Source organism: Candidatus Nomurabacteria bacterium (genome assembly GCA_023898645.1).
In the GTDB taxonomy this organism is placed as follows: Bacteria; Patescibacteriota; Saccharimonadia; order Saccharimonadales; family Saccharimonadaceae; genus UBA2112.
On the sequence record CP060232.1, the window covers coordinates 974,670 to 987,074 of the forward strand.

Below are 12,405 nucleotides of genomic sequence, written 5' to 3' on the forward strand. Positions count from 1 at the left end.
TATAATTTACCGAAGCCTAATACTCACCTCTTGCGATTCAGATTCGGAGTCGGAATCTGTACTAACAGAATTTTCTCTTGGAGCACTAGGCTGATCCGATAAATTAACTATCTGTTGAGGCTCTGTTGGTTGATACGTTATTGATGAAGCACCGTTCGCAAATGACTTTTGCGTCTGACGAGATTCCGTTGTCTGTACGGGTCGTGCAAGCGAATTCGAAGTTGGTTGCGCAGCAAGCTCCGAACTTGCCGTTGCCACAGGCCGCCCAGACGCAGATGCAAACGTAGGCGGTCTATTTATCGTACTCGCCTGCACAGGAGCTTGCGTAGGCCTCTGAGCTGCTTGCGGAGGAGATGTGGTCAGATTTTGTCGCTTCGCCAGCCATTCATCCAAAAAGGAGCCGCCACCAGAAGGCTTCGACTGCGGAACTGGCTGTCGACCAGGACCAGGCGGAATCGTAGGACCCGGAGCCTTAGGCGACTCCAAACGAGCGAATATCTCCCTTTCAACAGCAGCACGTGTGAAACCATATTTCGTCGCCGACAATCGCTTCATTGCATCAGCAAGTTGCTGATTAGATTGAGTCATAGGTGGCAGCAAAGACATGCTAAATGGTGCCGACGGCATACCATTAATCATGACAGATGCGATCGCCTGATAATTAGGCAACTTGGTTAAATCTTCGGCATCAAACACAGGCTGGAACTTTTTCACCATTAGCTCCGCATCGGTCACTCCTATGCGACCACTGATAACGGTTCCTACGTTTCCGATAATAGCCTCTCGAATTTTGTCAGTCAGCTGAGTCATAAACTGATTACCAAGCACCAGATTCAACCGATACTTTCGAGCCTCTGATAAAATCGATTCGAAACTTTCAGTTGCAAAGTTCTGAAACTCATCCACGAACAAACAAAAGTCCTTTCGATCTTCTTCAGCCATATCTGCTCGGCCCATCGCGGCAACCTGAAACTTCATGACAAAAATCATACCAAGAAGTTTTGAATTCAACTCACCCATCTTACCTTTAGAGAGGTTAACAAGGAGTATCTTATTGCCATCCATGATGTCTCGAAGATTAAAACCACTCTTCCTTTGACCCATAATATTTCTCATCATAGTGTTAGACATGAAAGGACCAAATTTACTTACAACCCAACTTGTCACCTCACCCGACTCATTAGACCTCTGGGATGCTGGATATTCTTTAGTCCAGAAATCAAGCACGTTTCTATCAGTTACATACTTGAGTTTTGATTTCATAAAAGCTTCGTCGACCAATAATTTCGGAATGTCGATAAATGTTCCACCGTTTGGATCTGACATCAAGAGAAGTGCACAGTTTCGGAAAATATGCTCCAAACGCGGACCAACAATACCGGTGTGGCCAGGATCGTACAAACTATACAGCATATTGATAGTTTCTTGTATTAGAAAGTCCTTTTGGTCCTCTGTCTCCCATTCGAAAAGGTTAAGTCCTATAGGACTATCGAGATCACCAGGGTTAAAGTATATGACGTCCTCTACGCGCTCTTTCGGTATATTCGCAAGTAAACTCTCCACTACATCGCCATGAGGATCGATAAAGGCGAACCCTCGACCGTCATGCATGTCCTGGTACGCAAGATTTTCTAAAAATACAGATTTACCAACACCGGTCTGACCTATTATGTAAGTGTGTCGGCGACGATCATTTTCGGTAAGTCTAATCTCCTTCTTTATACCCCTGTACTCATTAATCCCAAGCAACATACCGCTTTCAATAAGTTCAGTTGGTCCATCCACCTGTTTCGAAAGCTGGCGCTTCACCTTAGATGTTGGAATGCTATTTTGATCTGGCAGATGAAATATCGTTGCCATTTCAACACTATTGAGAATATTTTGTCCTACCGACTGCGGGAAAAAGCGAAAAATAAATGCCGTAACAAGTTCTTCGATGTCACGAGAGGGATTAAACTTAAAGCCGTTATAACTAGGCGAATCGAATAATGCAAATGCAGCGACGATATTCTTCAAAAGCCCCTGTGAATGTTCTGTTGTGTTCGATGATACAACTACTCGAATTAAGACTTCATAAGCCGGATACCTTGTTTTCTCTTCGATGACCTTTATCATCTCTTCTTCAAGCGAGGTAAGCTGTTTTTGCTCAGACTTCTTTTCGTCATGTGTTTCAGGCGGTTTCCATAGAAGTTCGGCTACATCTCCCGCGCCCTTTATACCTAACCCCTTTGTCTTAGATTTATCTTCCTTAATTTTCTTTGCCGCATCAATAGACGATCGCACCCAGCCCTCACTCGCCGGACGCATTAGAAATTGAATCGCCACCCCGTCTTCCCTAGAAGCAGCCGATAGTGCATTCAATAAAGCGCGAGCGGCGTCCCTCTTTGTCTCCTGATAGGTTGCAATGGGGTACACAAACTTTTTCTTGAGTGTAAACTCACCCCCGATAACACCGCTCATTTTACCCGCTTCACTGAAAACGTTGTGTTCACTGACCTCTTCTAGACGAGCGGACGGATACGCAGCAGCGATTGCCTGCTTTACCACGTCAACAAGAACAATCGGAACAACCGCGTAATAATACACAAGTCCTCCTTTTGCCACTATCTCAAAAGATAAATGCCGTTGACCATATATTCTGTTTTTGAATCCCTTAGTAGCAGTACTGGCGATAATGTTATACATAACCTGCGCCTCAGATAAAACCTCTTCGGTCAAATCCCGCTCATCTCTCTGGCCTTTTTCTATATCCTCACTAGACGGAGGTAGGTGTATAAACATCGGAACCATTTTAAGGCCACGTTCGTAATTTTTCGCCTCACGTAAAGTTCTTTTATACTGGCTAAACACAACAATAGTCAGAGCTGTGCTGACAAAGACTATCACAAATGCCGCTATAAAGACTCCTGCCATACTTCTATTCTAGCGCAAGCGGTTAATTTGAGGTACCTAATTCTTTACCATATCGCTTACGCAAATAATCAATCTGCAATTTATTCACCTCCTGCTCACGACGATAAGGGTCGTTTTGAGTTTCTGCTATTATTCCTTTTGCCCTATCAACCCATTCCTTTTCAATCAAATCATCATCGCTCGCAATTGTCGGGCCAGAATTGTCATCTTGCATTGAACGTGTCGGAATCGATGGTAATGAGACTACAGACGGCGGTAAAGGAACTGCAGCCGGAGATGGTGCACTTTGACGCTCAGCAGGCTGTACTGCTTGCTCCTTTTCGTGCGCCTGCTCACGAATACCTTCAATATCAGGAAAATGTCCAGCATTCTCGTGTTGCTGCGGCTGATATTCCGGCATTGCCTGTGGCGCAGGAAGTTCTGGTTTCATATCTGTAATTATACCATAACCAAATTTTTCATTTATACTTCTGTCACGTTCTCCGGGCTACATATACGCACCCAAGCAGGACAAACAATGTTACTAAGCTAAGCTCATAAATCCCCACAGTACCGACAGACCGCAGACTGGCGACTATAACAACACCGAGGGAAACGACAGAGGAATAATAATACGCCTTACTTAAACTGATAACTTGAACATTTTGTAAAACATGAAGACTTTTACCAATTTTTCCTACAACTCTTACAGAAATCCAAACGAAAAAAGTAAGCAAACAAAGCAAAACAACATAGCTTAGTATAAAAACAGCCAATATGCCTGACGCACCCGCAGAACTTGGCGCAACAGTAGTAATAATAAACAAAAGAAGCCCCGCCGCAGCGAGACCGATAAGTACGAGTATTCTAGTAAGCATAGGTATTTAACAGTATACCACTTTAAATTTGGGTCACAGTGACAGGCCGTAATGATCTGGTTGCAACATCCGCCACTAATATATAGAGGGCGCGTGCTCCAATGATCAACCTGCCACTGGTGACTCTGACCGCTCCCGTATGGGAGCATGTCCATCTAATATTTCCGCAATACACCTAGTATTATCGCTGCTATTCCTATAAACAAGGATTAACTAGGTGTATTGGTACTATATTAGGCGCTTTAAGCCATTTGGGCTAAGCGTTTCGATAGCGCCAGAAGGTACTTGTTTTGCAAGATGCAAAGCATATTTTGTCGCTATCGATGAGCTGTCAAAATGACTATTTTTTATGTAAAGGTTCGGCGTTTTTTGTTTTTGTAAATGCCTACGTTTAATTTAGCATAAGGACGATAAAAGGTCAATAGACATTGATGTAATTATTGCGTATTAAACAAATAAGCGTAAGTTTTTCTCTGTTAATTTATATCGATGTATATACAACATCGTTGTTATTTTTAATTATTTGAGTCTTGGCCAAGTTCAATAAGTGTATTAACTAGGTCTTTTTTGTTCAAATGAGATGTATCTATGTTGTTGTGCTGAGCAATAACATAGCCTTGAATAATATGTTTTAGACGGATGGCATCGCTGCGCCATAAATGATTAATTTGGAAATGATCAACCGTACTCATAACACGACTAGCGATCGTCAACGATCCGAATAGCGGCCCGACGGATACTTGTACATTGAGTACGTCTTCAATTCTTATACTAAGCACGTTCGAAGACCAAAAGAAATCACGACGTGTTATCGTTACTTTTGTTCTATCGAGAGTTACGCTGTCTGGAAATAAAGTAATAGGAAAAACCGTATTCGCTGTCATAAGAACTTCATGAGATCGAGACACCGTCTTCTTAAGAGTCCTCTCCTTCTCTTTCGTCCACCTATCTGACACAACTTGTGGCCCTGATGGAATTGACGTTTTCGGTATAACACTCCCAAATAAGCTCTCGGGGGACGTTACAAGCGCTCTTAAGTCGAATGGCTGACCATGCTCACCTACAACCGATTGTCGCGCGGCAATAGTTCCTATTTTTCTACTCAACTGGATAACCAAGTTATAACTTTTAGGTAAACGTGGTGTAGCATTTTTGGAAGCCTTTTGAGTAGACCAACTTTCTCTGTTGTTCATAAACCTCCCTCAGCTTAGGCTATCTCTTATTATAGTCGCGTACGGGGCTGTTGTCACTCTTGTCGCGCTCAATCAGGCCCACTCTCATACACATCTTTGAACCTAAAGATAACATCATATGCCACCACCTATTATTCGTTTAGCCCGTAGTATTTTTTACCTAATGAAATAAAAAAAATCTGTTGACACAAGCACTTTGTAGGCATATTATGGGGGTAGCTTCTGAATAAAAAAATTATACAGGGGCCAAAAATAAACACTGTCAAAACACTCCACGTTAAGACAACCACTACTCGCAGGTGGTTGTCTTTTTTATCCCTACAATTTAGTTTTTCGCCTCAGTAAATGTGCGTCTTATGGACCATTTTAATCAATATTTAGTATATGCCTAGTCGCCTAAAACCCCCTAGACTCCACCAATGAAAACACCTGACAAATGTCAGGTGTTTTCATTGGTGGAGCTGCGGGGAACCGCCCCCCGGTCCGAAAGGTAACCAGTTATTCTTCTACGAGCATAGTTTACCTTGATATTTACGATTCAAAAACTTCAAAGGCAAACAAAAAAAGTTTTCTCATCGCGTGGAAATTTTCCTTGTCCCTTGGCCACTGCGCCTAAGGTAAGTAAGTGACGAAAATATGACACCACGGATCAGATGCGTCACCTATCTGATGTGGCGGCCTAAAATAAGTTAGGCTGTTTGCATGGCAAACTGAGGTGTGACAAATGCGCTAGCAAGTGTCTGCTTCAAGTTAACCCATGCAGATGCAAGTTTTGTTGCAATTATTAAATGCTTGACGTGCATAATCGACTCGCGAAATAACTTGTTAAAGTCCTCTCGTCGAAAGCTAAATCAGCCCCGACCTCTGTTTATTATAACATGCCTTGTGCCTAATGCGACTATAGGCTTATAATAACTTTAATATGGTTGCTCACGTTTTTACTGTTGCCCCCTCGGGGTACGAGGGTGCTGTCATTGAGGTGGAGAGTGATAGCAAAAAAGGTCTTCCTTCTATACAAATCGTTGGAATGGGCACAAAATCGGTTGATGAAGCAAAGGACCGTGTCAGAAGTGCAATTACCAATTCTCTTCTACAGTTTCCCGCAAAAAAGATTACTATTAATCTTGCGCCAGCAGATCTTGTAAAGGATGGCGCACATTATGACCTCCCTATTGCCCTTGCAATACTCGTCACCAGCGGTCAACTACGTCAAACAGATGTAGACGACTCCATGTTTGCAGGAGAACTAGCGCTAGATGGCGCCCTTAGGCCCATCAAGGGCGCAATTAACGTCGCTCAGACGGCCAAAGAATCAGGAATTAAAAAACTTTTCGTACCTCTGATTAACTTAGACCAAGCAAGACTTATCAAAAATATTGAAATCATTGGGGTGCGCAATCTTAAAGAGCTATACCTACACCTAAAAGGAGAGCTCAACCTCTCGCAGCCCGAAATAAAAATTACCCCGGTAAGCAATAACCAAGTACCAACCCACCTTTTAGATAACATCTTCGGTCAGGATCAGGCAAAACGTGCGTTAACGATAGCTGTCGCAGGCCGGCATAACATCCTATTAAGCGGCCCACCCGGTGCAGGAAAAACGATGTTGGCGAAGACATTAACTGCCCTTATGCCTCCGTTAACATCTGATGAAAAAATATCTGTCACTAAAATACACAGCCTAGCAGGGGAGATTGATGGTGAAATCATATCTAAACGCCCTTTTCGCTCACCTCATCACACAACGAGCCCCGTTGCTCTCATAGGAGGGGGCACGAAGCCGAAACCTGGTGAGATAAGCTTGGCGCACCTTGGAGTACTTTTCCTTGATGAGATACCCGAATACCCTAGATCCGTCTTAGAAGCCCTTAGGCAGCCCCTTGAGGACAAAAAGATTGCAGTTACTCGAACTGCCGGTCGAGTTGTTTATCCTGCAGACTTCATGCTTGTAGCAACAATGAATCCTTGCCCATGCGGTCATTTAGGGGACCCGTCAAAAGAATGCACCTGTACTACGACTCAAATTCTTGCATATCAAAAAAGACTTTCCGGCCCACTTCTCGACCGTATCGACCTCATAGTGAATGTCTCTCGAGTGCCAAATAATGTATTTCTTCAAAAGAAATCGTCAGAAAATATACAACATTTAACAGCGCTGGGCTTAATAGATAGGGCGAATTCTGCCCAGCAATTAAGATATAAAAGTAGTGATATATACAATGGATCATTAGCCAGTAGCCAAGTTGCCGATAAGCTCCACATTAGCGATGATGCTCGCAAGCTCTTAGTTACTGCAAGTGAACGACTCGGCTTGAGCGCACGGAGCCACTTCAAGGTCATGAAAGTAGCCCAAACAATAGCAGATATGGCCGACTCACCCATCATCGAACTGCCGCACGTTAGTGAAGCATTACAATACCGTAGTCAGACCTCTTGAAAAGCTAGTAACTATCTGATAAGATAATCTTCGAGTAAATGCTCACTATTACGTGTGTATTCATACGCAACACCCAGTAGAAAAGGAGAGAGAAGATCAGTACAAATATTCGCATCAACGGAGCCATCAGAGCAAATGAGCTTCGAGTGATTGGTGGAAGCGGAGAGCAACTTGGCATTTTGTCACGCCAGGATGCACTCAAGCTAGCAGAAGATGCGGGAGTTGATTTGGTCGAGATCTCGCCAAATGCCGATCCGCCTGTAGCAAAAATCATCGATTGGGGTAAATACCAGTACCAAAAGATGAAGGAGCAACAGAAGAACCGGCGCAGTAGCAAACAAAGCGAGCTTAAACAGATGCGCTTTGGCCTAAAGATTGGCGCAGGTGATCTCGAGATCAAACTTCGCAAAATCCGTGGCTTTCTTTCCGAAGGACACAAGGTAAGAATCCAGATTTTCTACCGTGGTCGCGAAAATGCTCATAGAGAGCTGGGCTACGATATGATTCATAAAATTGTATCAATGCTCGAAGATGACGCCGTAATGGAACAGCAACCACAAATGGCTGGCCGTGCGCTAAGCGTTGTAGTAAGGAGAAAATAATGCCGAAGATGAAAACCCATAAAGGAACCGCGAAGCGGATTAAACTTACCAGTACTGGTAAGGTTACACGACGTCGCGCGTTTGGCACGCACATGCTTGCAAAAAAAAGCAAAAGTCGCAAACGAGCGATTAGCGTGTCTGCCAGTGTAACTGGTTCTGTAGCAAAAAACGTTAAACGAGCACTAGGAGTATAAATTATGCGAGTAAAACGAGGCGTCCCTGCACGGGCGAAGCACAAAAAAATTCTAAAAGCCGCTAAAGGCATGCAGCATGATCGCACGCGCTCATTCAGACTTGCGAAACAAGCAGTTATTCGAGCCCTAGGTTTTGCGTACCGTGATCGTCGCAACAGAAAACGCGACCTTCGCAGCCTATGGATTACCCGAATTAACGCAGCCGCACGCGAAAACGGTACTTCGTACGGTCGCCTGATTGCTGGCCTCAAGGGTGCAAGCATTAATCTTGATCGCAAGGTCCTAGCAGAACTAGCCGTAAGTGAACCAAAAGCGTTCAGCGCTATTGTGAAAAGCGCCAAGAACTAAATACCGCCTACAATTATAAAATAACTCCCGTGTCGGGAGTTATTTTATATACAGCCTGTCGATAAGCCGGGTTCTGTACCGCAAATAGCGGAGACAATCATCTATCTAGCCTCACAGTTGCCTATGAGATCAAGCGGATATCGACCTGCAGACGGACCGTCTCTTATGCAGATCTCCTTGCAGCTGACAGGGTTTACCTTCTTCGTCTGTCACCAGACGCCGCTGTGGGCTCTTACCCCACTCGTTTCACCTTTTCCCAGATATTAATCAGGGTAGTTTTGTTTCTGTGGCACTTTCCCTAGGGTCTCCCCCGGTTGCCGTTAACAACTGTCATGTCCTACGCTGCCCGGACTTTCCTCCAGCCAAAATATATGACGGGCGATTGTCTAACAGACTGCATTCTAATTATACACTAGCCTGAGCGCTTTTATGATCGTCAAGAGTGCGGTTAACTTCTCTGTCCGCCAGTTGATTCATCTCTCTAGGAACGTGTCTAAAACTTACCCGTTCAAAACTAGGAATCAAATCTCGAATCCTCTCATTAATTGGCCAAAGATCTCTGTTTTTTATTACGTAGATTCCATTCATCTGATTCACTACAAGCATACTATCAAGCCTAAATTCTATTTTTTTCAAACCAAGCTCTAAAGCTTTTTCTAGACCTAAACGGACTCCTTGGTATTCGGCTTGGTTATTGGTAGTTATTCCTAAATACTCACCACCTTGAGCAAGTATGTGCTGTCCGTTATCCATAATCACATACCCAGAAGCTGACGGCCCCGGATTGCCCCTAGATCCACCATCCGCATAAATAATTGCATCACTTAACGTTGCGTTATTATCATCATTCACATCAACTCGGTCACTGCTTTTATCCGTTAACTGTTCTTGTTGTATAATTCCCAACAACAATTGCGTAAGGTCGGTTAAAGAATTCTGTTGAACATCTGACAACGTTTGCCATACGTGCTGATCATAGTTTTCACTAAGTCGCGGCTCATGATGACCGCTTGCCAAAGTCACCGAGTACGTGATTACTGCATACTGAATATTACGGTCGTCCCTATCGATGTATGTAACAACATCGAAAAGCTTTGCCTTTCCGATATGTAAGCCGACATCCTCGTGAAGGTATCGTCGCAGTGCGTCTTCCGGCTGCTCGCCATAATCCAGTCGTCCACCCGGTAATTCATAAAGTCCAAGTATACTCTCTCTGCCCGACGATCGTCGCAGCAAAAGTATCATATCTTCTTGTTTAATAATTGCTCGAATTGCTATTCGTTGGTTCATAAGTCTAATATACCAGTTTTCGCGTGGTCGGGATGACTGGACTTGAACCAGCGACCTCACGGCCCCCAGCCGTGCGCGCTACCAACTGCGCCACATCCCGAAACCATAATAGCCCCGAAGGGAAATCATGACGCTTGATATTCCCCGCTTTACGCAAGGTGGGTGTCCTCAAACCATTTCCACGGAAACAGATCATCTTGGATTCCCTATCATATGACATTAGGAAAATCATGCACGCCACAATACCCTCGGGACACTTATATTATACTCCATTACACTATGAATATCTTGGTGAAGAATTCGAGAATCGCTACGATTGCCGAGCCCATAATTGAGCTAATAGCAGTACTTGCAAACAAAACGATAACAAAAATAAACATTAATCCATACTGTTCAATAAATTCCATGGCACGTCGTGCGAAATCGGGCGCAAGGGCGTAGAGTACCCTTGAGCCATCAAGAGGTGGGAGTGGTATCATGTTAAAGACAAAGAAACCGAGATTGATAATTACTCCGTAAGTAAGAATCATACTTAAGATATTTGAATAAACTGGAATGGCAAGATTATATCCCAGTAATGCTCCAATACCGAAGGTCACAAAGGCGATAATAAAGTTGGTCAAAGGTCCAGCCAGCGCAACGAGTGCCGCACCCCATTCATTGTAGCGAACTCTCCCAGGGTTAAAGGGGACGGGCTTCGCTCCACCGAATATCGGTGCACCGACAAGAGCTAAGACTAGTGGTAGTAATATCGTAAGGAATGGATCAATGTGCTTAATGGGATTTAAAGTTAACCTACCCTGTAACTTTGCAGTATCATCTCCTAGCCAGTAAGCCACAAATCCATGCATAACCTCATGAAGTGTCATAGACACCAATATCACACCAAATATGACAATTAGGTTGAGGATTAGCTGTTCATTCATTTCCTTGTCAATTATAGCACTTATAATTGTGACGCCATGGCCATGGACGAATTGATTGATGGATTGACAGATACACTAAAAAGCGGTACACTGGGTAGGATTGTAAAAAATAAGACGTGGAGCAACAGACATGGCAGCACAATGCGATTTGACCGGTAAGGGAAAACAATTCGGCCACAATGTGAGCTTTTCTTTGCGTCGCACCAAGAGAGTATTCAAACCAAACCTCCAAAAGAAAACTTTCGTCGTCGACGGCCAGAAAGTTACAATGACCCTGAGCACTCATGCAATCAGGACCCTCAAAAAAAAGGGCATTTTAACACAGGCAAAATAAGGCACACATCTCGATAACAAATAAGACACCGTAACCGGTGTCTTATTTGTTATCTACCATTAATTAACTTCGTGTTATTTTAACTACCGTGAGTACCTGAGGAATTGAGGAAGATGATTTAACTTTATACTTTGATCCAGCATCTTCCACAGTGGCCGCTAGCTCTTTTACAAAAATATCGAGGCTATCTTGCGGTACTTCATATTTTAATGCAGAATCCGCATAATGAACGGGAATGACAACTTTCGGATCGATTTGACGTACCATTGTTGCCGCCGAGGTTCCGTCTAGGGTGTAGCCATTTCCTCCAACAGGTATAATTACAATGTCTGTAACCCCGATGGCCTCAAGTTGATCTTCGTTAAGTTTAGGGGCAATATTGCCTATAACTACCAATCGCACATCTCCAATTTCTATTCTATAAATAGTGCTCACAGGCTCATCCTCTGGACTATCTATATGACGAGTAGCTCTGATTCCTCTGACTGAAACTTCGCCGACCTCATACGCACCCGGGCCTTCAATCTGTAACTTTGCCGTATTGTCGTTAACAACAAACCTAGGCTCAGTAGCAATTTCTATAGAATCTTTAACACTTACATTCTTATGCCCAACTACAGACATATTTGGGTTAAAAACAAGTTGTATTTTTTTACTCGTTAGTACTACGGTGTTACCGCCTTTGTATTCAATGTCGAACATGCCTTATCCTTTCAGCACTTTATCGGTGTCCACCAAAACCGCATGATTACTATTCAATATCTCTGTAATAAATTTATCACGAACACTGAGACGATAATAGAACTCGTCGTATGGAATTACGCTGTAATTTAATTCTCTTCCTTCAATTTTTTCAATTGCTTTAATAGACTTCTTCAATCTAGTTGCAGCGACGCTACCAACCAAAAGAAGATCAACCTTGCTACCAGAATCTCTTACGAGCATACCTGCAGCAATGGCGACTCTTACGCCCGGCAGATCTTTAATGAAATGCTGCCAATCATTTGAAGCAGGGTCTGCAACAGATACGGATGCAATTTCTTTTTGATCAGAAAAAATGGCTCGCAACGGCACGTAATGTTCATACCTTTGATTCACCTCGTAATAGAGCTTATTGTCTGACGTGTCGCTTGTAATAATCCCCACGGTCAACATATTGGACAGTTCTCGGCGCACGGAATTTATTTGTTCATCAATAAGACGAGTAATCTCTCGTACGTAAAATGATGTACCGGGATTATTCATAAAAAGGTGAAGTAATTTCACCCTTGTTTTTGATCCAAATAAAGCATCAATCATCTTACCCCCGTA

13 protein-coding genes, 1 tRNA gene and 2 other RNA genes are annotated in these 12,405 nt (G+C 43.4%); 5 read left to right on the forward strand and 11 right to left on the reverse strand.

Annotated features, from left to right (window positions below):
• Positions 1 to 6 precede the first annotated feature (6 nt).
• The 5 genes from H6797_05120 to ssrA all read right to left on the reverse strand — a co-directional run bounded on the left by H6797_05120 (position 7) and on the right by ssrA (position 5,822).
• Entirely contained in the window at positions 7 to 2,913 is a 2,907-nt protein-coding gene (locus H6797_05120; GenBank protein USN96423.1) for a TraM recognition domain-containing protein, read from the reverse strand.
• A 22-nt stretch (positions 2,914 to 2,935) separates the two neighbouring features.
• The gene (locus H6797_05125) at positions 2,936 to 3,343 is read right to left on the reverse strand and encodes a hypothetical protein (GenBank protein ID USN96424.1); all 408 of its coding nucleotides are present in this window, start codon (positions 3,341 to 3,343) and stop codon (positions 2,936 to 2,938) included.
• 43 nt (positions 3,344 to 3,386) lie between these two features.
• Positions 3,387 to 3,770 (reverse strand): hypothetical protein, encoded by a 384-nt coding sequence (locus H6797_05130; GenBank protein ID USN96425.1) that lies wholly within the window; start codon positions 3,768 to 3,770, stop codon positions 3,387 to 3,389.
• Positions 3,771 to 4,285: 515 nt separating this feature from the next.
• Positions 4,286 to 4,963 (reverse strand): hypothetical protein, encoded by a 678-nt coding sequence (locus tag H6797_05135; protein ID USN96426.1) that lies wholly within the window; start codon positions 4,961 to 4,963, stop codon positions 4,286 to 4,288.
• 453 nt (positions 4,964 to 5,416) lie between these two features.
• Positions 5,417 to 5,822: a transfer-messenger RNA gene (gene ssrA, locus H6797_05140) on the reverse strand.
• Positions 5,823 to 5,885: 63 nt separating this feature from the next.
• Between ssrA and H6797_05145 the strand changes: the two genes are divergently transcribed.
• The 4 genes from H6797_05145 to rplT all read left to right on the forward strand — a co-directional run bounded on the left by H6797_05145 (position 5,886) and on the right by rplT (position 8,544).
• Positions 5,886 to 7,400 carry a YifB family Mg chelatase-like AAA ATPase gene (locus H6797_05145; GenBank protein USN96427.1) on the forward strand — a complete coding sequence of 505 codons (1,515 nt, stop codon included), beginning with the start codon at positions 5,886 to 5,888 and terminating at the stop codon, positions 7,398 to 7,400.
• A gap of 146 nt (positions 7,401 to 7,546) precedes the next feature.
• Entirely contained in the window at positions 7,547 to 8,002 is a 456-nt protein-coding gene (locus H6797_05150) for a translation initiation factor IF-3 (GenBank protein USN96428.1), read from the forward strand.
• Positions 8,002 to 8,196 carry a 50S ribosomal protein L35 gene (gene rpmI, locus H6797_05155; protein USN96429.1) on the forward strand — a complete coding sequence of 65 codons (195 nt, stop codon included), beginning with the start codon at positions 8,002 to 8,004 and terminating at the stop codon, positions 8,194 to 8,196. The genes H6797_05150 and rpmI overlap by 1 nt, the downstream gene beginning before the upstream one ends.
• Complete coding sequence (rplT, locus tag H6797_05160; protein USN97112.1) at positions 8,197 to 8,544, forward strand: 50S ribosomal protein L20; 348 nt, start codon at positions 8,197 to 8,199, stop codon at positions 8,542 to 8,544.
• 46 nt (positions 8,545 to 8,590) lie between these two features.
• Here rplT and rnpB read toward each other — a convergent pair.
• The 4 genes from rnpB to H6797_05180 form a co-directional block, all read right to left on the reverse strand.
• Positions 8,591 to 8,942, reverse strand: an RNA gene (rnpB, locus tag H6797_05165) — RNase P RNA component class A.
• A gap of 7 nt (positions 8,943 to 8,949) precedes the next feature.
• Positions 8,950 to 9,834 carry a reverse transcriptase-like protein gene (locus H6797_05170; protein ID USN96430.1) on the reverse strand — a complete coding sequence of 295 codons (885 nt, stop codon included), beginning with the start codon at positions 9,832 to 9,834 and terminating at the stop codon, positions 8,950 to 8,952.
• Positions 9,835 to 9,858: 24 nt separating this feature from the next.
• Positions 9,859 to 9,934: transfer RNA gene (locus H6797_05175), tRNA-Pro, on the reverse strand.
• Between the two features lie 172 nt (positions 9,935 to 10,106).
• On the reverse strand, positions 10,107 to 10,760 hold the full coding sequence (locus H6797_05180; GenBank protein USN96431.1) for a site-2 protease family protein: 654 nt from the start codon (positions 10,758 to 10,760) through the stop codon (positions 10,107 to 10,109).
• 130 nt (positions 10,761 to 10,890) lie between these two features.
• Here H6797_05180 and rpmB point away from each other — a divergent pair, with 130 nt between their 5' ends.
• Positions 10,891 to 11,094 carry a 50S ribosomal protein L28 gene (gene rpmB, locus H6797_05185; GenBank protein USN96432.1) on the forward strand — a complete coding sequence of 68 codons (204 nt, stop codon included), beginning with the start codon at positions 10,891 to 10,893 and terminating at the stop codon, positions 11,092 to 11,094.
• Between the two features lie 63 nt (positions 11,095 to 11,157).
• On the opposite strand, the gene H6797_05190 is transcribed toward rpmB, so the two are convergent.
• Both H6797_05190 and H6797_05195 read right to left on the reverse strand, forming a co-directional pair.
• Positions 11,158 to 11,796: an MBL fold metallo-hydrolase gene (locus H6797_05190; GenBank protein USN96433.1), complete on the reverse strand. Its 639-nt coding sequence runs from the start codon at positions 11,794 to 11,796 to the stop codon at positions 11,158 to 11,160.
• 3 nt (positions 11,797 to 11,799) lie between these two features.
• Entirely contained in the window at positions 11,800 to 12,393 is a 594-nt protein-coding gene (locus H6797_05195; protein USN96434.1) for a transcriptional regulator, read from the reverse strand.
• Between the last annotated feature and the right edge of the window lie 12 nt (positions 12,394 to 12,405).